The organism is Vibrio profundi, from assembly GCF_005281835.1.
Lineage (GTDB): Bacteria > Pseudomonadota > Gammaproteobacteria > Enterobacterales > Vibrionaceae > Vibrio > Vibrio profundi.
The window spans coordinates 134,892-161,502 of the sequence record NZ_RZIS01000004.1; the positions used below are offsets into that span (position 1 = coordinate 134,892).

Sequence of the window (26,611 nt, forward strand, 5' to 3'; positions counted from 1 at the left end):
GTACATCATGAAAGTTATCGCATTTGGAGCTAGCACAAGCTCAACATCAATTAATAAAGCACTAGCAACTTATACAGCAAACTTGATTGAAGGTGCTGAAGTTACAGTTCTAGACATTGCAAATTACAACGTGCCAATGTTCAGTGAAGATACTGAGAAAGAAATCGGCCAAGCTGAAGGTGCGCAAGCTTTCCTTCGTGACTTAGGCGAAGCTGACGCTTACGTTATTTCTTTTGCTGAGCACAATGGTCACTATCCTGCAGCTTACAAAAACTTATTTGATTGGGCTACACGTATTGAGCGTTCAGTATTCGCGGATAAACCAGCGGTATACCTAGCGACATCACCAGGCCCTGGCGGTGCTCAAACGGTACTAGGCGCGGCAGTAGGTTCTGCACCTTTCTTTGGCGGCAACGTTAAAGCATCGGTTTCTGTCCCTAGCTTCTACGATAACTTCAGTTTTGAGACTGGGTCTATCACAAATGATGAGATTGCCACTCAATTGAAAGAAGCTGTAGCGGCTTTGCGTTAATCTATTAGCCCGCTAATTCAAAAATAAACAATCTTGTAAAAAAGCCCGAAAGGTATTGTTACCTTTCGGGCTTTTTACGTTTTGAACAAGTAAAGCGTTTAATGTTACGACTGTCGTGATTGCTTGTCTGCAACCCAACCTGCCGTTAGCGCTTTACCTTTACGAAGCCGTCTTACCCACATTCGACTTGGATGGATCGCTTCTAGTACATCCGCAGGCAGTGGAAGTGGATCGCCACATATTTGCGACGCTAACACTTCTGCTAAAAGAGGCGCAGAGCTTAGGCCGCGAGAACCTAATCCAATAAAACTGTACAAGTTAGGGTAGCTGGCAACTGGAGTCACATCTGATTCATTGGTGGTATGCAGTTGCTCATACTCAGCGATAATACGTTCAAATTCTCCGACATTACCGACAAAAGGTAAATGGTCGCGACTAACACTACGAATACCTTGGCGTGAATGATTTCCGCTAGTGTCGACATCTTTTGCCCACGCTTGTTCCGGTAAGCAGGCCGCTAACCTTTCACCGTTATGCTGTTGCACCTCGGGATCAAATTCTTGATTGATATTACTTTTATCGTAGTTGGCGCCAATGCAGTGGTGGCCGTTATTCGGGTTATGAGGTGTTAGGTAGCCGTCAAAACACAGTACCGTTTTTAACTTGCTTAATTGTGATGTGGTTGGAATATGACTAACTTGGCCTTTAACAGGGGTCAGTGGAATGCGCGCTGTTGGCGCTAAATCGGCAAACTTATGGCCATTGGCCACGACCACTTGTGAGTGGTGAGCCGTAACAATGCCATCCGGTGTAGAAATGGTCAGCTGCCATTGCTGTCTTTCTTCTAACCATTCTAGAGAGTCGACATGGTGTTGGTAACGCACGTCTAATCGACCATGCTGTTGCAACGAATCGAGGATCCCTTGAGTTAACTGCAGTGGGCTGACCCAACCACCTAATGGGAAATGAACGCTCTCCATATTTGTGTCGAGTCCAACGGTTTGATTGGTTTGCTCTGCGTTTTGACGACAAATAAGAGATGGGTTGAAGTTACTTTCGAGCATGCGCTCTAACTTTTTACGTGAACTGTCATTCCACATCAAAATATTCACGCCACACCATTCGTGATCGAACGGGATAGATTGGGCTGCTTGGTCGATGAATTGTCTAGCGAATAGTAAACCTGGGCCAAAAACTCGTGATACGTTCGATTTGGCTTCACTTAATAGCGGATAGATAGCGCCTTGGTTATTACCTGATGCATTGCCCGCTGCGGAAGAGTGCTCGCTGTATAATGTCAGCGATTTACCCCGTCGAGAGAGAGTCTTGGCAAGAGCTGCACTGGCAATGCCTCCGCCTATGATGGCGATGTCTTCAGTGTCACTAGGCTCAGATAAACTAAACCAAGGTTTGATGTTAGTATGAGGAAGTTTGTGAGTTAACTGACCTGCAATCATCTCTCTTTTGGTGCCAAAGCCTTTAACCTTCTTCATTTCAAAGCCGGCTTCAATTAACCCTCGGCGCACAAAACCTGCCGCGGTGAAAGTCGCGCAGCTACAATCTTGCTTGGCGAGTTTAGCCATGCCATTAAATAGATTTTGGTTCCACATCTCTGGGTTTTTGCTGGGCGCGAAGCCGTCCAAGAACCAAGCGTCGACTAAGCCTTGTTTCGGCGTAGGAACGCTCGGCATGCAATCTTTGATATCACCAAACCACAAATCTAAAGTGATCGCTCCATCGCCAAGCACAATACGGTGGCATTCAGGCAATGCGATAGGGTAATGCTGTTGAAGCTGTTTGGCATAGTCAGCCAGTTCAGGCCAAGCTTGATGAGCTTTGATTAAGTCTTCTTTGTTTAAAGGGTATTTTTCAAAACTAATGAAGTGTAGTTCTTTTAAATCAGAACCTGGATTTTCTTTTCGAAAGGTTTCAAACCACTGCCATACAGCTAGAAAATTGAGCCCGGTTCCGAAGCCTGTTTCTGCAATTACAAAGCGACGCTGAGAGAACTCAGACCAACGTTCAGGAAGGTGATTTTGCTTTAGGAATACGTAGCGGGTTTCTTCTAAACCATTTACATTAGAGAAGTAAACATCGTCGAATTGGTCAGAAACCGGAGTGCCAGCATCATTCCAGCCGAGCTCCGCATTAGTAATTGAAGTCATAAAATCTATCATTTTGTGATTTGAGGCGATATGTTAGGGGGGATTGTACGAATTTCTAGGAAAGCTGACCACTTTTGTTATGCTTCTTAGTTATCATCTAGCTGAATTTTGAATTATAGGAATGTCACATGAAACGAGTCGTAATCACCGGTATGGGTATTGTTTCAAGTATCGGTAACAACGTCGAAGAAGTTTTAGCGTCTTTAAAAGCAGGTAAATCAGGTATCACAGCTTCAGAGCAGTTCAAGGAAAACGGCCTTCGCTCTCAAGTTTGGGGTAACCTAAAGATGAACCCTGCAGACCATATTGACCGCAAAAAAATGCGCTTTATGGGTGACGCGGCGGCGTTTGCATACCTTTCTATGGAGCAAGCGATTGCAGACTCAGGTCTAACTGAAGACCAAGTTTCAAATGACCGTACTGGTATTGTTGCTGGTTCTGGTGGCGCATCTTCACTAAACCAAGTGAATGCGGTTGATATTCTTCGTGAGAAAGGCGTTAAGCGTGTTGGTCCTTACATGGTTCCACGTACAATGGCGTCAACGGTTTCTGCTTGTCTAGCGACTCCTTTCAAAATCCGCGGTGTGAACTACTCAATGAGCTCTGCATGTGCGACTTCTGCACACTGTATTGGTCACGCTATGGAACTTATCCAACTGGGTAAGCAAGACGTAGTATTCGCTGGTGGTGGTGAAGAACTAGATTGGTCTCTGACTATGATGTTCGACGCAATGGGCGCACTTTCAACCAAGTACAATGACACTCCAGATCAAGCTTCTCGTACTTACGATGCTGATCGTGACGGTTTCGTAATCTCTGGTGGCGGCGGCATGCTAGTTATTGAAGAACTAGAGCACGCTAAAGCTCGTGGCGCGAAAATTTACGGCGAGATCGTAGGTTACGGTGCGACTTCTGATGGCTACGACATGGTGGCTCCATCTGGCGAAGGTGCGGTTCGTTGTATGAAGATGGCTATGCAAGACGTAGACGGCGTGGATTACGTGAATACTCACGGTACTTCTACTCCTGTAGGTGATGTGAAAGAGCTTGGTGCTATCCAAGAAGTGTTCGGTGGAAACAGCCCTGCAATCTCAGCAACTAAAGCGATGACAGGTCACGCACTTGGTGCTGCTGGTGTTCACGAAGCAATCTACTCAACGCTAATGCTAGACAATGGTTTCATTGCGCCAAGCATTAACGTTTCTAACCTTGACGAAGCTGCTGCTGGTCTTGATATCGTGACTGAAGCACGCGAGCAAGAGTTAACGACTGTAATGTCTAACAGCTTTGGTTTCGGTGGTACTAACGCGACTCTAGTGATCAAAAAGTACCAAGACTAAACCTCGATTAAATTTGAAGGTTTCCAGAGCTTGATCAGTACTGGTTTTTATTAACCGCTGATCGAACAGACGCAGACTCTGTCTCCTGGAGAGCGAGATAGGATCCTTTTGTTCTGGATATTTGCCCGGTTGTTTTTCAGCCGGGCATTTTTCTATCTGTTATTTGCTAAATTGCTCAGTTTAGCGCTCGACACTTAGATCCCTTTTCTGCACAATCATTTCAATCGCTAATATTAGCCTTTCTATTTAAAAGCATTATGAAAATTCTAATTGATGAAAACATGCCTTACGCTGAGCAGTTATTTAGCCAGTTGGGTGAGGTGGTATTAAAGTCTGGCCGTACATTGACAGCAGATGATTTGGTAGATGTGGATGCTCTGATGATTCGCTCTGTGACCAAAGTAAACGAAGCCCTGCTTACTAAAGCTAACAAGCTGAAGTTCGTTGGGACTGCGACAGCTGGTATGGATCACGTTGACCAAGCGTTACTGAAGCAGCGCGGGATATTCTTTACTGCAGCACCTGGTTGTAACAAGGTAGGCGTTGCTGAGTATGCGTTTAGCGCAATGATGATTTTGGCTCAGCAACACGGTTTCTCAGTATTTGATAAGACCGTTGGTATTATAGGCGCCGGTCAAGTAGGCAGTTACCTAGCAAAATGTTTAGAAGGCATTGGTATTAAGGTATTGCTGAATGACCCTCTAAAACAGGCTGAAGGGGATACTCGTGAATTCACTGAACTACCAGTACTGTTGAAAGAAGCTGACATCATCACGCTTCATACCCCGATCACCAAAGATGGTCAGTATCCTACTCATCATTTGATTAATGCAGATGTTTTAGCAAACTTGCGCTCTGACCAAATCCTGATTAATGCCGCTCGTGGTCCTATCGTTGATAATGAAGCCCTGAAGCAGCGTTTATTGAAAGCTGACGGCTTTATCGCCGCACTTGATGTTTTTGAATTTGAGCCAGAAGTGGACATGGAGCTGCTGCCATTACTTGCCTTTGCGACACCGCACGTTGCTGGCTATGGTCTTGAAGGCAAAGCTCGTGGCACCACCATGATTTTTAACAGCTATTGTGAATTTTTAGGTGACGACAAGCGTGCGCAAGCAAGTGAATTATTGCCTATCGCGCCTGTGCCTCAAGTGAAATTAGATAGAGCTTGGGATGAAGCAACACTGCACAATTTGACTCAGTTGATCTATGATGTGCGCAAAGACGATGCGTTGTTCCGCCGTAATATTGCGACTCCAGGTTCATTTGACAAAATGCGCAAAGAATATTGGGATCGCAGAGAGTACAGCGCTATTGAGTTATCAGGCGATGAAAGCTGCAATTTAGCCCCATTAGCTAAACTCGGTTTTATGGTAAAGCCAACTTTATAAAAGAGAGAAACAATGAGCCAAGAATTTAATATTGCTATTTTAGGTGCGACTGGAGCGGTTGGTGAAACCATCATAGAAGTACTTGAAGAGCGTAAATTCCCTGTCGGTGAACTGCACTTACTAGCAAGTGAACGTAGTGAAGGTAAAACATACCGCTTCAATGGTAAGACGGTAAAAGTGCAGAATGTTGAAGACTTCGATTGGTCTCAAGTACATATCGCTCTTTTCTCTGCTGGTGGCGACCTTTCAGAGCGTTGGGCACCAATCGCAGCTGATGAAGGTGTTGTTGTTATCGATAACACATCTAAATTCCGCTACGAGTACGATATTCCTTTGGTCGTGCCGGAAGTTAACCCTGAAGCGATTGCTGAATTCCGTAACCGTAACATCATTGCGAACCCGAATTGCTCAACGATTCAAATGCTTGTGGCACTTAAGCCTATTCATGATGAAGTTGGCCTTGAGCGTATTAACGTTTCAACGTACCAATCGGTTTCTGGTGCTGGTAAGTCAGGCATCGATGAGCTTGCTGGACAGACGGCTAAACTTTTGAATGGTACGCCTGCAGAACCTTCAGCGTTTTCTAAGCAAATCGCGTTTAACTGTATTCCTCAAATCGATGAGTTCGCAGAAAATGGTTACACACGTGAAGAAATGAAGATGGTTTGGGAAACTCAGAAAATTTTCAATGACTCTTCAATCACTGTGAACCCAACTTGCGTGCGCGTGCCTGTATTTTATGGCCATGCAGAATCTTTGCATGTTGAAACTCGTTCACCAATTGGTGCTGAGCAAGTTGCTCAATTACTAGAAAATACCGATGGTATTGAAGTTTTCCATGGACAAGACTTCCCGACTCAAGTGGGTGATGCTGGTGGTAAAGACCATGTGATGGTCGGTCGTATTCGTAACGATATTAGCCATCATAGCGGCATTAATATGTGGGTTGTTGCAGACAACGTACGTAAAGGTGCAGCGACAAACGCAGTCCAGATTGCAGAAGTGTTAATTCGCGATTACTTTTAATCGAAATTATATTTAAATTCAAAGCCTCACTTATCAGTGGGGCTTTTTTAATCATCCCGAAAAATTCTTGAGCAATATGGTGTGAGTTCTTTGTATTTATTGTTGCTGTGACACATTTTTTGTCTTCATTCCTATAGTTTTGCGTCATTTATCCGATATATTTAATAGATCGTAACTTTTATTCGTACCAAGCACTTAACTGAGCCTTATATGCGTCAAATTTTTAAGCGATTATTAATGCCTTTAGCATTAGTAGCTGCGACTCAGATTTCTATTGTTCGTGCAGATACCATTCGCGTTGTTGGACCGAATGGTCAGATTCAGACGTCTCCTACTTTTTCTGAACCTGTTCAAAGAACCAATCCATCTGCTACCAACACTCTTTCTCAACAAAACGAGCCTTCTCGCTTCTATGGCCCAACGGGTAGTAATGAGACACTTTGGTCAATTGCAAGCCGTTTGCGCCCATCTAATACTGTTTCGGTACAACAAACCTTGTTTGCGATTTATCGCTTAAACCCGCAGGCGTTTGAAAACCAAAATATTCACAGCTTACTGCCATCCAGCAATTTGCGTGTACCGTCGTTAGAACAAGTGCAAAGCACATCGACGCAGCAAGCTGTGGCGATTATGAACTCTCATCTTGCCAAGCTAAATGGTACAACGTCAGTCCAGCCCGCTCCGGTTGTACAGCCACGACCTGTTAGGCCACAGCCAGCTGTTGTTGAAACGGCTACCCCAGAAATGCCTAAGGTCGAGACGCCAACAATGGCGCCAAAACCGATGCCAAAGCCTAAAGCGGGCGAGGGTGTCAATGCGTTAGAGAAACAGTTAGAAGTATCAGAAACAGAGTTATTGGCGCTTGAAGAAAAGAATCATCAATTGCGCTTAATGCTGTCCAACGTTCAGTCGGAAGTAGACGTGCTTAAGGGTGAGCTCAGCGACGAAGACAGAATCCGTAGTGAAGTCGAAAAGTTACTAGCAGAAGAACGCCGTAAAGCAGCCGAAGCGCAGAAAATGGCGCCGAGTGCAATGGATGAATTTTTGTCTAATGGCTGGATGGTTGCAGCGTTAGCCATTATTCCAGGCTTGTTGATTGGCCTCATCATCGTGATGTTACTAGGCAGAAAATCGAACAAGGAAGAAGAAGCACCAGAGCAAACTCAGCAGCAACCACAGCCAGAAGCCTCTGATGATATGCCACCAATCGCGCTCGGCGACGATATGGACGATATTGATGATGATCTGTCGTTGGATGACGAGTTATTTGGTGACGATACTGGTTCTGAAGAACTATTTGGTGATGACACAGTTGAAGAAGAAGACGATGTCTTCGCTGGGCTCGATGATACCGACCTAGATTTCAACCTTGATGGCGACGATGGTGATGACCCATTCGCTGGTATTGGCGATGACGGCGATCTTGATGCTGGCTTTGAAGATTTAGATAGTGCGAATGGCATCAGTGTTAATGGCGATGACAAGGCACTTGGCCTTGAAGAAATGGAACGCGCACTTGATGAAACCGTTGGAGAGGTTCCTGAATCCGGGGAAAGTGATTTTGATTTGTCAGATGACAGCGGTATGTCAGCGGATGACATTGAAGCATTGCTTTCGGAAGACGCGCCAGCTGAAGATTTAGGTGCAGATGCACTCGATCAATCCTTCTTAGATGACTTACTTTCAGAAGCCGAAGACGATGATGGTAGCGATGAATTCGATATCGACTCGCTAATTTCTGATGAACAGAAACCATCAGATGAGCCAGCTGCGACTGATTCAGATGATATCGATGATATTTTCGCGCAAGTGGCGGAAAGCGCTGAAACTGGAGAAGAGGCGACGGACGCCTTAGATACTGATTTTGATTTAAGTAACGAGAGCTTTGATTCTGGCTTAGCATCGGATGACGACATTGATAGCATCTTGTCACAATTTGATGAACCTGCCGATGAAGAAGAAACGGATTATGTAGATGAAGCGCCAGCCCCAAGTGTCGCTCCTGAAAGTACGGATCTATTAGATGAGTTACTTGAAGATGAAAGCGTTGATTTAGCCGAGTCTACCGATCTTCTTGAAGACGTTTTAGATGAAACGAGTTCGGTTAGTGAAGAAGAGCAAGAAGAATTCGACCCATTTGCAGAGCTTGAAGAGTTATCTGGTCTCTCAACGGACGATGACGCGCCGGAGATTAAAGATGACAGTACGGCAACATTGGATGAATTGTTAGATTCTGATGGCGATGAAACGTTTGATTTAGATGATGGCAGCACTGAATTATTAGATGAGCTATTAGATGGTAGTTCTGATGTAGAAGATGATTTAGCCATTGCACCAGACAGTGATGCGACACTGGATGAATTACTGGATTCGGATTTAGCTGAGGATGAGCTCACGAGTTCTGAGAGCTTAGACCCGTTTGATGAGCTACTTACTGAAGGCATCGAAGAACCTGCTTTTGAAGAGCAGCTTGAGTCCGCAATGTTAGATGAAAGCGCTGCGCCAGTATCTGAAGCTGAACCATTGAACATTGATGATTCAGAGCAAACCTCCTCAGGTGATGAGCTAGAGGGAAGTGAAGCGGAAGAGAGCTTATTAAATCCAGAAGAAACACTTCAAGCTGAAGAAGAAACAGAATTCAACAGTGAAGAGTTTATTGACGATTTATTTGAAGCTGCGCCAGAAGCGGATGCTCTACTTGATGATGTACTTGAGTCTACAGATACTGCTACCGAAGATATTCCTGACGAGACGTCTACTGAGTTAGATGTGGAGCCAACATCAGAAGCTGGCTCTACAAGTCAAGATGTTGAATCACAAAGCTTAGAACGTGATTTTGCACCAGCTGAGACTACAGAGGAAGAAACCAGTTTTGTAGATGCTGAGGTCGGCGAACTTGATGCGGCAGAGATAAAAGAACCAGAAGAAGAGTCAGTCGAAGATTGGCTTTCAGAAGCAATCGATGATGTGGAATCTTCACCTGACTTTTCTGCAGACTTCGACTTCACACCCGAGATTCAGGGAAGTGAAGATCTAGAACTTGATAGTAGTGCCGACGACGAGAGCACTGAAACTCCTCTTGAAGAAACGTCGGTAGCTTCTGAGCCGGAGCAGCCTCAAGAAGCTCCAATAGAGCAAATTATTGAGGAACCGAAGCCTGAAGCCGTTGCAAATGAATTTGGTGTTCCTCAAGACGATGATTGGTTAGTAGACGAAGAACCGATTGCTGCAGAAGAAGCTCCTGTCGCTGACGAAGCACAAGAGTCAGAGCCAGCAGTAGAACGAGATGAAATTCCAACCGCAGAAGATACGTTGTCTGAGCTTGATGAAGCGTCAGCTATTGACGAAGTTCAAGAGTCAGAGTCTACAGCACAAGAAGAAACTCCAACTGCTGAAGAACTTCCTTCAGAAGACGGCTTGGCAATTGATGATCTAGAGTTGCCGGAATTCAACGAGGAAGATGCGTTAGCTGAGTTCGATGTGCAGCCTGAAGTTGAAGAACCAATTGCTGCTGAAGAAGAGCCAGTCGCTGACGAAGCTCAAGAGTCAGGGCTAGCGCCTACAGAACAAGAAGTCGAGCTATCAGCGGAGCAAGAAGAAACTCCAACAGCTGAAGAACTTCCTTCAGAAGAAGATATTTCAATTGATGAGCTTGAGCTGCCGGAATTCAACGAGGAAGATGGGTTAGCTGAGTTCGATGAACAGCCTGAAGTTGAAGAGCCATTAGCCGCTGATGAAGCTCCAGTCGCTGACGAGATTCAAGAGTCAGAGCTAGAGCCTACAACACAAGAAGCCGAGCTAACAGCGGAGCAAGAAGAATTTCCTTCAGAAGAAGACTTTTCAGTTGATGAGCTAGGGCTGCCGGAATTCAACGAGGAAGATGCGTTAGCGGAATTTGATGTAGAGCCTGAAGTTGAAGAACCAGTAGCCGCTGATGAAGAACCAGTCGCTGACGAGATTCAAGAGTCAGAGCTAGAGCCTACAACACAAGAAGCCGAGCCATCAGCGGAGCAAGAAGAAACTCCAACAACAGAAGAACTTCCTTCAGAAGAAGACTTTGCAATTGATGATCTAGAACTACCAGAGTTCAATGAAGAAGATGCGTTAGCAGAATTTGATGAGCAGCCTGAAGTTGAAGAGTCTGTAGCTGTTGATGAAGCGCCAGTTACTGACGAGATTCAAGAGTCAGAGCTAGAATCTACGACGCAAGAAGCAGAGCTATCAGTGGAGCAAGAAGAAGCTCCAACATTTGACGGACTTTCTTCAGAAGAAGACTTTTCAATTGATGATCCTGAGCTGCCGGAATTCAACGAGGAAGATGCGTTAGCTGAGTTTGATACGCAGCCTGAAGCTGAAGAGCCATTAGCTGTTGATGAAGCTCCAGTTGCTGACGAGATTCAAGAGTCAGAGCTAGAATCTACGACGCAAGAAGCCGAGCTATCAGCGGAGCAAGAAGAAGCTCCAACATCTGAAGGGCTTTCTTCAGAAGAAGACTTTGCAATTGATGATCTAGAACTACCAGAGTTCAATGAAGAAGATGCGTTAGCAGAGTTCGATACGCAGCTTGAAATTGAAGAGCCAGTAGCTGCAGATGAAACGCCAGTTACTGACGAAATTCAAGAGTCAGAGCTAGAATCTACGACGCAAGAAGCCGAGCTATCAGAGGAGCAAGAAGAAGCTCCAACATCTGAAGGGCTTACTTCAGAAGAAGACTTTGCAATTGATGAGCTTGAGCTACCGGAGTTCAACGAGGAAGATGCGTTAGCTGAGTTTGATACGCAGCCTGAAGTTGAAGAGCAAGTAGCCGATGATGAAACGTCAGTTACTGACGAGATTCAAGAGTCAGAGTCTACGACGCAAGAAGCCGAGCTATCAGCGGGGCAAGAAGAAACTACAACAGCAGAAGAGCTTCCTTCAGAAGAAGATTTTTCAATTGATGATCTAAAACTGCCAGAGTTCAATGAAGAAGATGCGTTAGCAGAGTTCGATACGCAGCCTGAAGTTGAAGATCCAGTAGCTGTTGATGAAGCGCCAGCTACTGACGAGATTCAAGAGTTAGGGCTAGAGCCTACGACACAAGAAGCCGAGCCATCAGCGGAGCAAGATGACACTCCAACGTCAGAAGAACCTTCAGCAGAAGAAGATTTTTCAATTGATGATCTAGAACTACCAGAGTTCAACGAAGAAGATGCGTTAGCTGAGTTTGATGTTCAGCCTGAAGTTGAAGAGCCAGCAGCTGTTGATGAAGCGCCAGTTACTGACGAGATTCAAGAGTCAGAGCTAGAGCCTACGACGCAAGAAGCCGAGCTATCAGCGGAGCAAGAAGAAACTCCAGCAGCAGAAGAAGGTTTTTCAATTGATGATCTAGAGCTACCAGAGTTCAACGAAGATGACGCGTTAATTGAAGTAGCATCAGAACCTGAACTTGATTCACTAGAACAAGATTTGCCTTCTGAATCTCTAAACAATGTTGTTGATGAATCTGAGCTACCGGAATATAACGAAGAAGATGCACTAGCGGATGCCGCTCAATTTGATATCGAACCGCAAGATACACCAGTTTCTCAAGAGCTGGGAGTGGAGCTAGATGAAGATGAATTACCTGAATATGGAGAAGATGAAGCGCTAACGGATGCATTCTCGGAAGCGCAAAGTTCGGGTGACTCTGAAGCGGTATCAGAAAATGATGAACTATCTGATCAAGATGCCCTTCATGATCTTTTTGCTAGCAGTGGTGACGAGCTTTTAGAATCAGTCGATACAGAGGAAATAGATACCTTCGATGAAGCTGCAATTGCCGACTTGTTATCTGAAGACGTGCAAGACAGTGTAGATTCGATGTTTGAGCAGCCATTAGATGCGACGTCTATTGATAGCGCTGGTTTAGATATTGAAGCCATGCTGGAAGTGGGTGGAGAAGATTGGAATGGTTTCAGTTTATCTCCAGATCAACAATCTAGTCTTTCTCATGACGTACCTGCTGAAGAAAAAGAAGTGTGGGAGTCTGCTAAGCAGCAAGTTGAGCCTGAAATCCAAGAAGAGAACTGGGGGCAGCAAGATAATTTGGCTGAACCTAGCTCTGCTGACAATAAGTTTATGACAATTGATGAACTGATGGCTCAAGTTGATGATGACGGTGACTTGCCTAATCTTGATGAAGAAGAGTTAAAACTCGATGTTGGCTTAAATGAATTCCCTGATGTTATTGGAGATATTGGTGACGTTGATGTGGATAGCAATGCTGAAGCTGCTGGGAAACTTGACTTAGCTAAGATTTACATCGAAATGAGTGATCCTCAAGGAGCAATAAAACTTCTTGAAGAAGCGATTGTTGATGGGGGCGATGAGATTCGACGAGAAGCGAAAAACTTAATCGACGCTCTTAATGGACGATAATGGGTAAAGCATTAAACAAAGGGTAGCATTGGCTACCCTTTATTTTTGACTCTGACTGGCTCAATAACGGCGTTTGAGTATATACTTCGAGCCCCATTTTCAAAGAGAACAGAAACATGAAAATTGCTTTAGGTATTGAATACAACGGTACCCACTATTTTGGTTGGCAGCGCCAACGTGACGTAAAAAGTGTCCAAGAAGAATTGGAAAAGGCTCTTTCGATTGTGGCTAATCACCCAGTAGAAGTTCAATGTGCTGGGCGTACGGATGCTGGTGTGCATGGTACGGGACAAGTTGTTCACTTTGAAACCAACGTGACGCGTAAAATGGTTGCGTGGACAATGGGGGCAAATGCGAATATGCCTAAGGACATTGCTGTTCGATGGGCTAAAGAAGTCCCTGAAGACTTTCATGCGAGATTCAGTGCTACCGCAAGGCGTTACCGCTATATCATTTTTAACCATGCGCTACGACCTGGCATTTTAAACTCTGGTGTCAGTCACTATCATGGTGATCTCGATGAAAACAAGATGCACGAAGCGGGTCAGTACTTACTTGGTGAAAAAGATTTTACATCTTTTAGAGCTGTGCACTGTCAATCTCGCAGCCCTTGGCGCAATATCATGCACTTGAATGTAACTCGTCATGGCCACTACATTGTGATTGATATAAAAGCGAATGCATTTGTACACCACATGGTGAGAAACATTACTGGAAGCTTGATTGCTGTAGGTAAAGGCGATCAGGAACCAAGTTGGATAGAGTGGCTACTAGAAGCGAAAGACAGAAAACTGGCTGGAGCCACTGCAAAAGCAGAAGGTTTGTACTTGGTTGATGTCGATTATCCAGAACATTTTGAGTTACCGCGTGAGCCAATTGGTCCTCTGTTTCTTCCAGATAATTTGAACTAAATGTGGGACTTAGGTTCAAAAAAATTACCAGTTAGGCAAGTAATATAGGTAAAGAAAATAGGTACAACCAGTTTTTTATCTACACTCGCTGTTTTATGTGGTTTAATCCCCACGCATAATTCCAAATTTTATCTTTCGCAATCAAGCGGAAGAGTATAGAGAAAAGGTCTTCCATGAGTTGGCTTGAAAAGATTTTAGAAAAAAGCAACATCGTAACTTCACGCAAAGCTTCTATCCCAGAAGGTGTTTGGACTAAATGTACTTCATGTGAGCAAGTGCTTTACCACGCTGAATTAGAGCGTAACCTAGAAGTATGTCCGAAATGTGACCATCACATGCGCATGAAAGCGCGTCGTCGTCTAGAAACTTTCTTAGATGAAGGTGAGCGCGTTGAATTAGGTTCGGATCTTGAACCAAAAGATAAACTGAAGTTTAAAGATTCTAAGCGTTACAAAGAGCGTATCTCTGCTGCTCAAAAGAACAGCGGTGAGACAGATGCATTAGTAGCAATGAAAGGTGAGCTTTTAGGCCTTCCTATCGTAGCGTGTGCATTTGAATTCTCATTCATGGGCGGTTCAATGGGCTCTGTTGTAGGTGCTCGTTTTGTACGTGCTGTAGACGCTGCAATTGAAAACAACTGCGGTTTGGTTTGTTTCTCTGCAAGTGGTGGTGCTCGTATGCAAGAGGCGCTTATGTCTCTTATGCAAATGGCGAAAACCAGTGCTGCACTAGAGCGTCTGTCAGCTAAAGGCTTACCATTTATTTCAGTAATGACTGACCCAACAATGGGTGGTGTTTCTGCAAGTTTGGCTATGCTAGGTGATATCAATATCGGTGAACCTAAAGCGCTTATCGGCTTTGCTGGTCGTCGTGTTATTGAACAAACTGTACGTGAAGATCTGCCAGAAGGCTTCCAGCGTAGTGAGTTCTTGCTTGACCACGGTGCAATCGACATGATCGTTGATCGTCGTGAAATGCGTCAGCGCGTTGCAAGTCTTGTAGCTAAAATGACGAATCAAAAATCTCCATTAGTAGTTTCTGTGAACGATTCACCGAATGAAGCTGCTTATGAAGTACCAGAAGCGCCAGAAAAAGGGTAAAGTACTCTCTAACAAACCAACTTAAACATGGTTATTAGTTAGATGAGTCAACAACCTATTCCACAAGCCACATCATCACTAGAGATGTGGCTTGATTATTTAACAAACATCCACACCAGTGCGATAGATCTCGGTTTAGACCGTGTTCAAGCTGTCGCCACTAAAGCAAACCTCACCAAACCTGCAAAACATATCATTACTGTCGCTGGTACGAATGGCAAAGGTTCAACATGTGCCCTAATGGAGGCCATTTTACTGGATGCTGGCTACTCGGTTGGCGTTTACAGTTCTCCCCATTTAATTCGCTATAACGAAAGAGTTCGCATCAACGGGCAAGATCTGCCTGATGAAAAACACGTTGAGTCGTTCGATTTTATTGAGAAGCAACGTGGTGAGGTTAGTCTTAGCTTTTTTGAGTATGCGACTCTAGGAGCACTGCGTTTATTCCAAACCGAGAAAGTTGATGTTGTACTACTTGAAGTCGGGCTAGGTGGTCGTTTGGATGCGACAAATGTCGTTGAACACGATGTTTCTGTCATTACTAGCCTCGCTGTTGATCACGTTGACTGGCTAGGCGATGACATCAACGTTATCGGTTTCGAGAAAGCGGGTATTTATCGTAGCGGTAAGCCTGCAATTTGTGGTCAGCCTAAACCTCCTGCAACTGTAGCTGCGCACGCAGATGATATCAAAGCGGAATTCTATCAAGTCGGTATTCAATATACTTACCAAGTGACGGATAGTTCGTGGGATTGGCAGAGCGGTGCATTCCAATTGACTGATTTACCTCTACCTAACTTGCCGTTACCAAATGCCGCGACAGCACTAATGGCGTTAGGTACATCGGAACTCGATATCAGTGACGTGAACGTAGTGAATGGCCTAAAGAATGCTTTCTTGCCAGGTCGTATGCAAAAGGTCAGTGATGAGCCAACGATCATATTGGATGTAGCGCATAATCCACATTCTGCCGAGTATTTTGTCGATCAAGTTAAGGCTCGATTCCCTAACAAAGTAATCCATATGGTCGTTGCGATGCTGCATGACAAGGATATCCCAGCTACATTGGATGTACTTGCACCGATTGCAACACATTGCTACCCAGCTTCGTTACAGGGGCCGAGAGCCGCTACGGCTGATGAATTAGTGAAAAGCCTTTCGCCTGATACACAAACATTCAGTAGCCCTGTGAAAGCCTTTGAAACTGCGCTAACAAACGCCAACTCTGAAGATGTCATCCTAGTTGTGGGCTCTTTCCACACAGTGGGAGAGGTGCTAGAGCATTGGGAACAAAAAGGAAAATAGATGGCGAGTAAATTTCAAAGTAGATTAGTTGGAACCATTATTCTTGTCGCGGTCGGTGTTATAGTTCTTCCTGATGTACTGGATGGAAAAAAACTTCACTACAAAGAAGAGTTCGCAAGTATTCCGATTAAACCTGAGTTGGATAGCGAAGTAGAAATCTTCGAAGTGCTGGAACCTGTTGAAGATGATATTGCGTTACCGGATGCGCCGGTAGAACAGATTATCGATAACGAGGTATCAACGGCGAGCGAAAGTTCGAACGATGATTCAGTCAAAGTAGCGATAAAAGAAGTGGAAGAGAAAAATCAGTATCAAGATAGTGCTTGGATCATTCAGTTGATGGCACTAAAAAATGCTGAGAATGCGAAGAACGTAGTAAAGGATTTACAGCAACGTGGATTCCAAGCTCATACGAAGCAAGAAAAGTCTTTCACTAGAGTAATTATTGGACCAGATGTATCTAAATCTAAACTTGAGCGACAGATTAAGGAATTAGAAAAAATTACAGGTTCAAAAGGTCAATTGCTCAAATTTAAACCACTAAACCCATAAGAAAACGTTTGCGTCAGCATTTTTTCTGTTAAAATGCGCGCCAACTTAAGATGTAGAATTCATGAATTGGTTAGATTTTGTCATTTTAGGTGTGATCGGCTTTTCAGCTGTGATCAGTTTAGTTCGCGGTTTTGCTAAGGAAGCATTGTCGTTAGTTATTTGGTTTGGGGCATTTTTTATTGCCAGTCAGTACTACGCTAAATTAGCGGTGTACTTTACCAATATCGAAGACGACATGTTCCGCAACGGAGCCGCCATTGCAGCATTATTTGTTGCAACTTTGGTTGTCGGTGCTTTAGTTAATTATGTCATCGGTCAACTCGTACAAAAAACAGGGTTGTCTGGTACAGACAGAATCCTTGGGGTCGTTTTCGGTGGCCTTCGAGGTGTGTTAATCGTATCAGCAGTGTTGTTTTTTATGGATGCGTTTACTGCATTCCCAAGTTCAGAGTGGTGGAAGAGCTCGCAGTTGGTTCCTGAATTCAGTCGAATCATTGCGCCGTTCTTCGAGCATTTACAAGCAACATCTAGTTTCTTATCTGGCGCACTTTAGCGCCAGTTATTGTCGCAAATCGAGGATTAGGACATGTGTGGTATTGTTGGAATCGTGGGTTCAACGCCTGTAAACCAGTCAATTTATGACGCCTTAACGGTATTACAGCATCGTGGCCAAGATGCCGCTGGTATTTGTACCATTGAAAGCAATCGTTTTCGTCTGCGTAAGGCGAATGGTTTAGTTAAAGATGTCTTTGAAGCAAAGCACATGCAACGCCTGCAAGGTAACGTTGGTATCGGACATGTTCGTTACCCAACAGCCGGCAGCTCTAGCGCTTCAGAAGCACAACCTTTTTACGTGAACTCACCTTTTGGTATCACACTCGCTCATAACGGTAACCTAACGAATGCGAACGAAGTTCGTCAGAAGTTATTTGAAAAAGATCGCCGTCATGTAAATACAACATCTGACTCAGAAGTATTGCTAAACGTATTGGCTCACGAAATTGATACGGTTAAAGGTAATGTGACCTCTGAAGATGTTTTCCGTGCAGTGGCTAATGTTCACCGTACCATTCGTGGCGCTTATGCTGTTGCTGCTATGATTATCGGCCATGGTATGATCGCGTTCCGTGACCCTTACGGTATTCGCCCACTTTGTCTTGGTAAGCGTGAAGAGAATGGCCGTACTGAGTATATGGTTGCCTCTGAGTCGGTTGCATTAGATGCTGTTGGCTTTGACTTTGTCCGCGACGTAGCACCGGGTGAAGCAATTTACGCGACATTTGATGGTGAGTTATTCACACAGCAATGTGCGGATAACCCTCAGCTTAATCCATGTATTTTTGAATTTGTTTACTTTGCTCGCCCTGATTCATTTATCGATAAAATCTCGGTATACAGTGCTCGTGTCGAAATGGGTAAAAAGCTAGGCGATAGAATCAAAGAAGAATATTCAGATCTCGATATCGATGTGGTTATTCCTATTCCTGAAACATCTTGTGATATTGCGCTGCAAATTGCTCAAGCGATTGATAAGCCATACCGTCAAGGTTTTGTGAAGAACCGTTATGTTGGCCGTACGTTTATCATGCCTGGTCAACAGCAGCGTAAGAAATCGGTTCGTCGTAAACTCAACGCTATTCGTTCTGAATTCAAAGATAAGAACGTATTGCTTGTAGATGACTCAATTGTTCGTGGTACTACATCAGAGCAGATCATTGAAATGGCACGCGATTCAGGGGCGAAAAAGGTATTCATGGTGTCAGCAGCACCTGAAGTACGTTTCCCGAATGTTTATGGTATCGATATGCCAAGTGCGACTGAGTTAATCGCTCATGGTCGTGATAACGATACAATTTGCAAGCAGATTGGCGCGGATGCTCTAATTTTCCAAACCTTGCCAGATTTGATTTCTGCAGTAGGTATGGGCAACCAAGATATCGCACGCTTTGATACTTCGGTATTTAACGGCGAATATGTCACGGGTGACATCGATCAGAAGTACTTAGATTTCCTTGATTCTCTGCGTAATGACGATTCGAAAGTGCAAAGAGAAATTGCGCAAGATCTAGCGAACCTAGAGCTTCATAACGAAGGCGCGTAATTCGCCTTTAATAAAAAAGCCAGGGCATTTGCTCTGGCTTTTTTGTTTTTGCTGGACTGATTCCAGCCAAATAAGAATTAGTGAATATGGTAAGCGATCACAAAATCGATAAATAGTCGTACTTTTTCTGGAAGGTGATCTTTGTGGTTGTAGAGCATGTAAATATCTCGCGGGTTCGCGCTCCAATCTTCTAATACTTGTACCAGGCTGCCGTCTTCAATGTATTCGCGCAGCATAACATCAGGCATCAACGTGATGCCCAATCCCTCCGAACATGCCTGCCTTACAACGTTCAAAGTGTTAGCGTTGAAGCGTCCTTTTTCGGTATTGATTACTGACTCATCATTCGAATTAGTAAGCTGCCACTTAATTAATGGAGCGCCTTTAAGCAAATGATGGTTGGCCAATTCCTCAGCATGACAAGGAGCAGGGTGCTTCGCTAAGTATTCAGGACTAGCTACGAGAATATCTTTCACACCACTAATTTTGCGTGCTATTAAGCTAGAATCTCGCTGAGGCCCAACTCGGAAAATGACATCCCATTCAGTGGGGTCGAGTTGATCCGCTAGGTTATTCATGGTTAGTTCAATGTTGATTTCAGGATATAACTTCATGAATTCGCTGAACATTGGCATCATCATGCGCTTGGTGAGGTTAGATGGCGCAGAGATTTTAATTTTCCCAGAAGCCCCTTTGCACTCGTCAGTCAGTTCTTCTGCTGTTGATGCTAACCTTTGGAGCAGCGGTGAGCATTCTTGGAAAAAGCGCTCACCTGCTTCGGTCAAAGAAAGTTTGCGGGCATGGCGGTTAAGCAGCCTTAGGTTCAATGAGTCCTCTAGAGCTTGGATGCGTCGGGTTATCGTTGCAACTGGAATCATCGTCTTACGTGAAGTTGCCGTGTAGCTCCCATTTTCAACAACCAATCGAAACAGGTTTAAATCATCTAATTTCATAATCTCGGACACATTCTCTTACTAATTTGGCTAATTTAAACGTAACTCTGCGATCAAAGCTTGCGTCACATCAACTTGTTGCATTATTTACAGCAATCCTACATGTAGTACGAAATGCCATTAACAACCGCATCATTTGTATAAATAGCATTTTATTACTAAGTTTTATATTAATGTCTTTAAATTGATAATAATAAAAATCCACCAAATGCTTTGTGAGGCGCAAGAAGCTTATGTATAAAACTCACAGTCAGCCAGTCACGACCTCGGCGCAAGAAATGTTGAATCAGAAGCTAATTATGCTTGTTGATGATGACCCTATCTTTCGACGAATCACTGGCGCTTACTTAGATGCTCAGGGCTACGATGTTATAGAAGCTGAAGATGGTTTGGATGCGCTACGTAAATTACGTACGTCAGAGCCAGATTTGGTGATATGTGATCTTTCAATGCCTGTACTCGATGGTATCGAACTCGTAGAAGAAGTGAGTTTAGAGTATCCATCACTGCCACTTATCGTTGTCTCAGGCACGGATGAGATGTCTGACGTCGCCAAAGCATTGCGTTTTGGGATCAAAGATTTTCTGCCTAAACCGATAGAAAATCACGGGCATTTATCGAGTGCTATCGAAAACACCCTTAAAGATTCTTTTGATCACTTAACCGACCAGCGGGATTTCTCTAGCCAGTGGTTCTGCGTAGATGGAGGAGGAGAGATCCCTGAAGACCAAGAGCTTCATTGGCATTTAGATTACTTACAAGAGAACCCGAGTGCGGCGAAAGACTTACTTCATGCTCTACTTCCCGACAAAGATACCGATCAAGGTAGCTGGAAATGTTCTTATCGGTTATTGCAATCAACAGACGTGATGCCACTGGTATTTGACTATGCGTGGCTAATGAACGGCCAGTTCGCATTCTATCTTGTGGATTCATCTTCAACAGACAATGGTGGCGTCGCGACCACTTTATTGGTTCGCGCCTTGTTCCATGATTACTTAAGGAATCTGAAAAACTACAGCGCTGACTTAAAAGACATGGCTGAAATTTTGGAAAAAGGTATTAAATGCTCGAAATGTGCAGCACCTGTCAACGCTTTGTTTGGTGTGGCAGACTTATCTGAAGGTACATTATCGATTTTACCAGCAGGTCTAGATGGCCAGTGGTCAAACGGCTATATCAATAAGCATATTGCGGCTGGCGAACAGCTTGGGGACAACTGCATTCGTAACTTTATTACTCAAGATTTAGAGGTGCGTTCTGGATGCCAACTGTCACTAAGTTGTTTAGGGGCTTCTAGTTTTAGCCTTGATATACATCAAGGTTCAAGCAATTAACCTTATTTTTCATCGGTTTTTGTTAATCTTTCTGTAAGGTATAGTTGCCGGAAAGCGGTGGCTATACCAATATTTTTACGCTTTGGTAACAAAGTGGGTTGGTAGCCAGCTAAATCGACTATCCAATAATGAGAAAGAGCACATGTCAGACAGTAAAGATTTCAAAGACCCATTCAATATCTTTTACCTATTAGGTTTTATTGGCGTATTATTAGCAGTGCCTTTGTTACCGGCAACCCTTACTGTGATTCGCGTATTGAATGGGTACGCTACTTTTTAAGATTTGGAGGCTACCATCAGTATTCGTCAACTTTGCCTGAATTTTGTTGGTGGCCTTAGTCTCGTTCTCGCCTTTTTAGGCATTGTTTTACCGCTTCTACCTACAACCCCTTTTCTTCTTCTCGCCAGTGCCTGCTTTATGCGCAGTAGCCCCCGTTTCCATCGTTGGATGCATGAACACCGAACTCTTGGTCCTTTACTTACGAATTGGCATGAATATGGTGCAGTCACAAAACAAGTAAAAAACCGTGGTTTGTTTTTTATCCTGTTGAGCTTTTCTTTCTCAATCTATTTTGCTCCGATCCTATGGGTAAAAGGCTTCTTAATCATAGTGCTAGTGATTTTGCTATCTTGGTTTCTTCGCTTGCCAACGCATGAGTTGGTTGCTGATGGCGAAGAAAATCACTAAAATTGGTACTTGTGTGCCTGCTTTTTAAGTGGGCGTTTATTTTTTCAGCAATGATGATGCTCAACCATTATCACTCTGAGCCAACAGCCCCTTTCCCTACTCACAACTAAAACCAATAGGGTAAGCTGCCAATTTAAGTAAATTGATATTATGACTACTGCAACTATTTCTCAGATCAAAGCAAGCATCAAAAGTATTCCTGATTACCCAAAGCCAGGTATTCTATTTCGTGACGTAACGAGTCTTATGGAAGATGCGGCAGCATACCAAGCAACTATTCGTGTATTAGTCGAAACCTATAAAGACATGGGCTTTACCAAAATCGTTGGTACTGAAGCTCGTGGCTTTTTATTTGGTGCGCCTTTAGCACTAGAGTTAGGGGTTGGTTTCGTTCCTGTTCGTAAGCCTGGTAAATTACCACGCAATACTATCGCTCAAAGCTATGACTTAGAGTACGGTACCGACACGCTAGAAATTCACACTGATGCGATTGTCGAAGGCGACAAAGTGCTGATGGTCGATGATTTATTAGCGACGGGGGGGACGATTGAGGCGACAACTAAGCTTATCCGCAAACTTGGCGGTACAGTTGAACACGCGGCGTTCGTTATCAACCTGCCAGAAATAGGTGGTGATAAGCGCTTAGAAGGTTTAGGCCTAGAAGTGTTCAGCATCTGCGAGTTCGACGGTCATTAATCCTTTACGGAATTTTTCATGAGTTATCTTGCGCTAGCGCGAAAATGGCGACCAACCAAATTTAAAGAAGTGGTGGGTCAGGCCCATGTCTTAACGGCCCTTGAAAATGCCTTAAGCCAAAACCGCCTGCATCACGCTTACCTATTTAGCGGCACCCGTGGTGTGGGTAAAACCACGATCGGGCGCTTATTCGCTAAAGGCTTAAACTGTGAAACGGGCATTACTTCTACACCCTGTGGGGAATGTTCAACATGTAAAGAAATCGATGAAGGTCGATTTGTTGATTTGTTGGAGATCGATGCTGCATCACGCACAAAGGTAGAAGACACCCGAGAACTATTGGATAACGTTCAATACAAACCCGCTCGTGGCCGTTTCAAAGTTTACCTAATCGATGAAGTTCACATGCTTTCTAGGCACAGCTTCAATGCGTTGCTGAAAACGCTTGAAGAGCCACCGGAATATGTGAAGTTTTTGCTTGCGACAACGGATCCACAAAAACTGCCTGTGACTATTTTGTCACGCTGTTTACAGTTCCACCTTAAGCCAATTAGTGTCGATAACATTCATGAGCAGCTGGATACCATTCTAGCGCAAGAGCAGGTTACCTCTGAGCCAAGAGCTTTGGGTATGATCTCTCATGCGGCAGATGGCAGTATGCGTGATGCCTTGAGCTTGACTGATCAGGCAATAGCACTAGGCAATGGCAGTATCGCGACTGACATGGTTGCGCATATGCTTGGTACGTTAGATACCGATCAAGCGATTCATCTATTGGAAGCGATCAGCCAAAAGCAGCCACAGGTTGCGATGGATGCTATCCAGAAGTTGGCTGAAAACGGTATCGAATGGGACGGTTTGCTTAATCAGCTTGCGACTCAACTGCACCGAATCGCGATGTACCAAGCGCTACCGGCTAGCTTAGATAAAGCCCAGCCAGATGCTGAAAAGATTGAATTGCTGAGCCAAGCGTTATCACCACAAGATATCCAACTTTACTACCAAATCGTTTTGAAAGGTCGTGAAGATTTACCACTATCCCCAGCAGCAAAAGTTGGTATCGAGATGGTGGTTTTACGTATGTTGGCGTTTAGACCAGCCTCTGAAGTGCAGCCAAGCGCGATAAGCACTCAAGCTGAACCAAAAGTGGTGTCTCACCCTGTTACTCCTGCTCAACCTGTTCAGAGTGCGACTCAACCAGCCATGCAACAAAATACAATGCAGTCATCGGCACCGCAGCAGCAGATGGCTCCTCCATCGTACAATGAGCAAAACTACGCGCCACCTCAATATGATGCTGCGCCGATGTACGATGAAAGACCAAGCTATGCGCCAGAACCTCAAGTAAACCAACCGGTTCAACAAGCGCAGGTTCAGCCTAATAATACTCAACCAGCAGCTCCACAAGCGCCTGCATCCCCAGTGAGTGGGCTACGTCATCAGTTACGTTCGCAGCGTCGTGGGAATCAGCCTGCTGAAAAAGGCGCTTCACCAAAAAAGACTAAAGCGGCACCGACTAAATCATCAGTTCTAGAACGTGTTGCCCAGCAACACGGTAGTGCTGAGTGGGTGTCGCCAGCTTCTCAAGCCCCAACTGAAAAAGAACCTGACAACGAACCTTATCGTTGGAAGCCTTCTAAACCAGTTGTTAAAGAGAAGACAACGGAATTAAGCCCAACTCAGATAAAGAAAGCTTTAGAGCACATCAAAACGCCAGAAATGGTAGAGAAGCTTTTGAATGAATCTATCGCTCAAGATGAATGGACAGCGACGATCCACAAACTTGAAACGGCAAAATTAGTGGAACAATTAGCGCTAAATTCTGTCTTTAAGCAGGATGGGTCGTCAATTTCGCTGACGTTACGAGCTAGTCAAGCGCATCTAAATACCGATCGCGCTCAGAGCGAGTTGTTACAGGCATTAAATACTGTTCTTGGTGAAGAGTGCCACTTGAACGTAGAAGTCGGCGAGGGTGGAGAAACTCCACTAGAGTTAAGAGAAAGGCTGTATCAGGCCAAATTAACGCAGGCATTTTCGAGTTTAGAAAATGACCCTCATGTGCAATTTATTGAAAGACGATTTGCTGCGGAACTCGACCGCGATAGTGTTCGTCCAATATAACAAGATTCATCCAATAAACGACGGATAGGGTTGAATAGTTGACTATTGACCCCATCTAAAACAGATAACCAATTAAACCAGAGAGACGAACATGTTTGGTAAAGGTGGTATGGGTAACCTAATGAAGCAAGCCCAGCAAATGCAAGATCGCATGCAAAAGCTTCAAGAAGAAATCGCAAATATGGAAATTACAGGTGAGTCTGGTGCTGGCCTTGTTAAAGTTACGATTACTGGTAGTCACAGTGTTCGTCGTGTTGAAATCGATGAAAGCCTAATGGAAGACGATAAAGAGATGCTTGAAGATCTTATCGCAGCAGCTTTCAACGATGCGGCACGTCGCGTTGAAGAAACACAAAAAGAAAAAATGGCGGGCGTAACTGGCGGTATGCAATTACCACCAGGTATGAAAATGCCATTCTAAATCGCAAGTGATTTAACAGTTAGAGCGATTTATTAATGCGTACCAGTCATATGCTGGAGCATTTGATGGAGGCCTTACGTTGTCTACCTGGGGTTGGCCCCAAGTCGGCGCAGCGTATGGCCTTTCATTTGTTACAGCGCGATAGAAAAGGTGGTCTGCAACTCGCAGAAGCACTGAGTCAGGCCATGACAGAAATAGGCCATTGTAACGAGTGTCGTACTTTTACCGAGGAAGACACCTGCCATATTTGTACTAACCCTAAGCGACAAGAAAACGGTCAGATTTGTGTGGTTGAAAGCCCTGCGGATATTGCTGCTGTTGAAGCTACCGGCCAGTACTCGGGTCGTTACTTTGTTCTAATGGGACATTTGTCACCACTAGATGGTATTGGCCCAAGCGATATTGGTTTGGATGTTCTTGATTATCGACTTCGACGTGGTGATATCACGGAAGTCATCCTTGCTACTAACCCAACAGTAGAAGGTGAAGCAACCGCGCATTATATTGCCGAGCTTTGCCATGCTCATGAAGTCAGTGCGAGTCGTATTGCTCATGGTGTACCAGTTGGCGGGGAGCTAGAGTTAGTCGATGGTACGACGTTGTCCCACTCTTTGTTAGGGCGACAGAAACTAAGCTAAAAGTAGCGAAGAATAAAAAGCGATGCCCTTATAATGCATCGCTTTTTTATTGAGTGCAGGTTTCTAAATCGGTAATGATAGTGATGGCTTCTGCAGAGCTAGTCCCACATACCCATTCTGCGGCTTTGAAGTCGTGACATACGGCAGGGCGCTCCGGTTTGCCAAATAATTTGCATAGATTTGCTGCGTTGAGTTGTTTACAGCGTTCGCCTGCTTGCTTGCCGTTTGGGTGCAAAGGGAAACTACTACTGATACTTGGCGCTATACAACAAGCACCGCAACCTAGACGACAATCCATCAAATTGACTCAATTATTAACAAAGGGGCGCGATAGTAGCAAAAAAAATTGAGGCTGACATTAGTAGCGAACAATTTTTATCCTTGAACTTTCTATGGGCTAGCGGTATAACACGCTCCCCGTTAAAAGATGAAGAAGTAATCCTATGAGCACACCATTTTGGCAATCCAAAACATTAGAGCAAATGACAGAGAGTGAGTGGGAATCTCTGTGTGATGGCTGCGGTAAATGTTGCCTACACAAACTCATGGATGAAGATTCAGATGAAGTGTATTACACCAATGTGGCGTGTAGTTGGTTGAACAGCAAAACGTGCTCTTGCAAAGATTACCCAAATCGTTTCACTTCTGGTGAAGAGTGCCTAAAGCTGACTCGCGATAAAATCGATGAATTTCACTGGTTACCAGATACTTGCGCTTACCGATTGTTATCTGAAGATAAGAATATCCCAGAGTGGCACCCATTGATCACGGGAAGTAAATCGGCAATGCACGCCGCAGGTGAGAGCGTTCGTAATAAAGTGGTGTATGAGATTGACGTGGTGGATTGGGAAGATCACATCATCAACCATCCAAACCGGTAAGAAAGACGTTAGGTTGTTCGAACAATTGTAAAGAATAAAATAAGGGCTCACAGTTGT

The 26,611-nt window shown here is 44.4% G+C and carries 22 protein-coding genes; 19 read left to right on the forward strand and 3 right to left on the reverse strand.

Annotated elements, in window-relative coordinates:
- Positions 1-7: 7 nt before the first annotated feature.
- Positions 8-532: an NADPH-dependent FMN reductase gene (locus ELZ11_RS12010; RefSeq protein ID WP_137357657.1), complete on the forward strand. Its 525-nt coding sequence runs from the start codon at positions 8-10 to the stop codon at positions 530-532.
- Between the two features lie 104 nt (positions 533-636).
- Here the strand turns inward: ELZ11_RS12010 and mnmC are convergent, their stop codons facing one another.
- On the reverse strand, positions 637-2,697 hold the full coding sequence (gene mnmC, locus ELZ11_RS12015; RefSeq protein ID WP_137357658.1) for a bifunctional tRNA (5-methylaminomethyl-2-thiouridine)(34)-methyltransferase MnmC2/FAD-dependent 5-carboxymethylaminomethyl-2-thiouridine(34) oxidoreductase MnmC1: 2,061 nt from the start codon (positions 2,695-2,697) through the stop codon (positions 637-639).
- Between the two features lie 128 nt (positions 2,698-2,825).
- On the opposite strand from mnmC, the gene fabB reads away from it, so the two are divergent.
- The 10 genes from fabB to purF all read left to right on the forward strand — a co-directional run bounded on the left by fabB (position 2,826) and on the right by purF (position 18,819).
- Positions 2,826-4,037 (forward strand): beta-ketoacyl-ACP synthase I, encoded by a 1,212-nt coding sequence (fabB, locus tag ELZ11_RS12020; RefSeq protein ID WP_137357659.1) that lies wholly within the window; start codon positions 2,826-2,828, stop codon positions 4,035-4,037.
- A 257-nt stretch (positions 4,038-4,294) separates the two neighbouring features.
- Positions 4,295-5,428, forward strand: a complete 1,134-nt coding sequence (locus ELZ11_RS12030; RefSeq protein WP_137357660.1) for a 4-phosphoerythronate dehydrogenase — start codon at positions 4,295-4,297, stop codon at positions 5,426-5,428.
- A 12-nt stretch (positions 5,429-5,440) separates the two neighbouring features.
- Positions 5,441-6,454, forward strand: coding sequence for an aspartate-semialdehyde dehydrogenase (locus ELZ11_RS12035; protein WP_137357661.1), 1,014 nt, complete (start codon positions 5,441-5,443; stop codon positions 6,452-6,454).
- Between the two features lie 210 nt (positions 6,455-6,664).
- The gene (locus tag ELZ11_RS12040; protein ID WP_137357662.1) at positions 6,665-12,850 is read left to right on the forward strand and encodes a FimV/HubP family polar landmark protein; all 6,186 of its coding nucleotides are present in this window, start codon (positions 6,665-6,667) and stop codon (positions 12,848-12,850) included.
- A 116-nt stretch (positions 12,851-12,966) separates the two neighbouring features.
- Positions 12,967-13,761 carry a tRNA pseudouridine(38-40) synthase TruA gene (gene truA / locus ELZ11_RS12045; RefSeq protein ID WP_137357663.1) on the forward strand — a complete coding sequence of 265 codons (795 nt, stop codon included), beginning with the start codon at positions 12,967-12,969 and terminating at the stop codon, positions 13,759-13,761.
- A 173-nt stretch (positions 13,762-13,934) separates the two neighbouring features.
- Positions 13,935-14,861: an acetyl-CoA carboxylase, carboxyltransferase subunit beta gene (gene accD, locus ELZ11_RS12050; protein ID WP_137357664.1), complete on the forward strand. Its 927-nt coding sequence runs from the start codon at positions 13,935-13,937 to the stop codon at positions 14,859-14,861.
- 42 nt (positions 14,862-14,903) lie between these two features.
- A complete protein-coding gene (gene folC, locus ELZ11_RS12055; RefSeq protein WP_137357665.1) occupies positions 14,904-16,166 on the forward strand; it encodes a bifunctional tetrahydrofolate synthase/dihydrofolate synthase in 1,263 nt (420 codons plus the stop codon).
- A complete protein-coding gene (locus ELZ11_RS12060; protein WP_137357666.1) occupies positions 16,167-16,718 on the forward strand; it encodes an SPOR domain-containing protein in 552 nt (183 codons plus the stop codon).
- A 61-nt stretch (positions 16,719-16,779) separates the two neighbouring features.
- Entirely contained in the window at positions 16,780-17,271 is a 492-nt protein-coding gene (locus tag ELZ11_RS12065; protein WP_137357667.1) for a CvpA family protein, read from the forward strand.
- Between the two features lie 33 nt (positions 17,272-17,304).
- Positions 17,305-18,819, forward strand: coding sequence for an amidophosphoribosyltransferase (purF, locus tag ELZ11_RS12070; protein ID WP_137357668.1), 1,515 nt, complete (start codon positions 17,305-17,307; stop codon positions 18,817-18,819).
- 77 nt (positions 18,820-18,896) lie between these two features.
- Here the strand turns inward: purF and ELZ11_RS12075 are convergent, their stop codons facing one another.
- Complete coding sequence (locus ELZ11_RS12075) at positions 18,897-19,772, reverse strand: LysR family transcriptional regulator (protein ID WP_137357669.1); 876 nt, start codon at positions 19,770-19,772, stop codon at positions 18,897-18,899.
- Between the two features lie 233 nt (positions 19,773-20,005).
- Here ELZ11_RS12075 and ELZ11_RS12080 point away from each other — a divergent pair, with 233 nt between their 5' ends.
- From ELZ11_RS12080 to recR, 7 genes are all read left to right on the forward strand, one after another.
- Positions 20,006-21,109 (forward strand): response regulator, encoded by a 1,104-nt coding sequence (locus tag ELZ11_RS12080; RefSeq protein ID WP_137357670.1) that lies wholly within the window; start codon positions 20,006-20,008, stop codon positions 21,107-21,109.
- Between the two features lie 142 nt (positions 21,110-21,251).
- A complete protein-coding gene (locus ELZ11_RS23805; protein ID WP_167494673.1) occupies positions 21,252-21,389 on the forward strand; it encodes a hypothetical protein in 138 nt (45 codons plus the stop codon).
- A gap of 3 nt (positions 21,390-21,392) precedes the next feature.
- Positions 21,393-21,797: a YbaN family protein gene (locus ELZ11_RS12085; RefSeq protein ID WP_137357671.1), complete on the forward strand. Its 405-nt coding sequence runs from the start codon at positions 21,393-21,395 to the stop codon at positions 21,795-21,797.
- A 150-nt stretch (positions 21,798-21,947) separates the two neighbouring features.
- A complete protein-coding gene (gene apt, locus ELZ11_RS12090; protein WP_137357672.1) occupies positions 21,948-22,493 on the forward strand; it encodes an adenine phosphoribosyltransferase in 546 nt (181 codons plus the stop codon).
- A gap of 18 nt (positions 22,494-22,511) precedes the next feature.
- On the forward strand, positions 22,512-24,614 hold the full coding sequence (dnaX, locus tag ELZ11_RS12095) for a DNA polymerase III subunit gamma/tau (RefSeq protein WP_137357673.1): 2,103 nt from the start codon (positions 22,512-22,514) through the stop codon (positions 24,612-24,614).
- Between the two features lie 91 nt (positions 24,615-24,705).
- Positions 24,706-25,035: a YbaB/EbfC family nucleoid-associated protein gene (locus tag ELZ11_RS12100; protein ID WP_137357674.1), complete on the forward strand. Its 330-nt coding sequence runs from the start codon at positions 24,706-24,708 to the stop codon at positions 25,033-25,035.
- Positions 25,036-25,070: 35 nt separating this feature from the next.
- Positions 25,071-25,673: a recombination mediator RecR gene (gene recR, locus ELZ11_RS12105; protein WP_137357675.1), complete on the forward strand. Its 603-nt coding sequence runs from the start codon at positions 25,071-25,073 to the stop codon at positions 25,671-25,673.
- A gap of 46 nt (positions 25,674-25,719) precedes the next feature.
- Here the strand turns inward: recR and ELZ11_RS12110 are convergent, their stop codons facing one another.
- Positions 25,720-25,971: a YkgJ family cysteine cluster protein gene (locus ELZ11_RS12110; RefSeq protein ID WP_137357676.1), complete on the reverse strand. Its 252-nt coding sequence runs from the start codon at positions 25,969-25,971 to the stop codon at positions 25,720-25,722.
- A 145-nt stretch (positions 25,972-26,116) separates the two neighbouring features.
- On the opposite strand from ELZ11_RS12110, the gene ELZ11_RS12115 reads away from it, so the two are divergent.
- Positions 26,117-26,554 (forward strand): YcgN family cysteine cluster protein, encoded by a 438-nt coding sequence (locus ELZ11_RS12115; RefSeq protein ID WP_137357677.1) that lies wholly within the window; start codon positions 26,117-26,119, stop codon positions 26,552-26,554.
- Positions 26,555-26,611: the final 57 nt, after the last annotated feature.

Coding starts and splice junctions, on each gene's coding strand:
- ELZ11_RS12010 (WP_137357657.1), top strand. CDS start 8: ATGAAAGTTATCGCATTTGGAGCTAGCACAAGCTCAACATCAATTAAT.
- mnmC (WP_137357658.1), bottom strand. CDS start 2,697: ATGACTTCAATTACTAATGCGGAGCTCGGCTGGAATGATGCTGGCACT.
- fabB (WP_137357659.1), top strand. CDS start 2,826: ATGAAACGAGTCGTAATCACCGGTATGGGTATTGTTTCAAGTATCGGT.
- ELZ11_RS12030 (WP_137357660.1), top strand. CDS start 4,295: ATGAAAATTCTAATTGATGAAAACATGCCTTACGCTGAGCAGTTATTT.
- ELZ11_RS12035 (WP_137357661.1), top strand. CDS start 5,441: ATGAGCCAAGAATTTAATATTGCTATTTTAGGTGCGACTGGAGCGGTT.
- ELZ11_RS12040 (WP_137357662.1), top strand. CDS start 6,665: ATGCGTCAAATTTTTAAGCGATTATTAATGCCTTTAGCATTAGTAGCT.
- truA (WP_137357663.1), top strand. CDS start 12,967: ATGAAAATTGCTTTAGGTATTGAATACAACGGTACCCACTATTTTGGT.
- accD (WP_137357664.1), top strand. CDS start 13,935: ATGAGTTGGCTTGAAAAGATTTTAGAAAAAAGCAACATCGTAACTTCA.
- folC (WP_137357665.1), top strand. CDS start 14,904: ATGAGTCAACAACCTATTCCACAAGCCACATCATCACTAGAGATGTGG.
- ELZ11_RS12060 (WP_137357666.1), top strand. CDS start 16,167: ATGGCGAGTAAATTTCAAAGTAGATTAGTTGGAACCATTATTCTTGTC.
- ELZ11_RS12065 (WP_137357667.1), top strand. CDS start 16,780: ATGAATTGGTTAGATTTTGTCATTTTAGGTGTGATCGGCTTTTCAGCT.
- purF (WP_137357668.1), top strand. CDS start 17,305: ATGTGTGGTATTGTTGGAATCGTGGGTTCAACGCCTGTAAACCAGTCA.
- ELZ11_RS12075 (WP_137357669.1), bottom strand. CDS start 19,772: ATGAAATTAGATGATTTAAACCTGTTTCGATTGGTTGTTGAAAATGGG.
- ELZ11_RS12080 (WP_137357670.1), top strand. CDS start 20,006: ATGTATAAAACTCACAGTCAGCCAGTCACGACCTCGGCGCAAGAAATG.
- ELZ11_RS23805 (WP_167494673.1), top strand. CDS start 21,252: ATGTCAGACAGTAAAGATTTCAAAGACCCATTCAATATCTTTTACCTA.
- apt (WP_137357672.1), top strand. CDS start 21,948: ATGACTACTGCAACTATTTCTCAGATCAAAGCAAGCATCAAAAGTATT.
- dnaX (WP_137357673.1), top strand. CDS start 22,512: ATGAGTTATCTTGCGCTAGCGCGAAAATGGCGACCAACCAAATTTAAA.
- ELZ11_RS12100 (WP_137357674.1), top strand. CDS start 24,706: ATGTTTGGTAAAGGTGGTATGGGTAACCTAATGAAGCAAGCCCAGCAA.
- recR (WP_137357675.1), top strand. CDS start 25,071: ATGCGTACCAGTCATATGCTGGAGCATTTGATGGAGGCCTTACGTTGT.
- ELZ11_RS12110 (WP_137357676.1), bottom strand. CDS start 25,971: ATGGATTGTCGTCTAGGTTGCGGTGCTTGTTGTATAGCGCCAAGTATC.
- ELZ11_RS12115 (WP_137357677.1), top strand. CDS start 26,117: ATGAGCACACCATTTTGGCAATCCAAAACATTAGAGCAAATGACAGAG.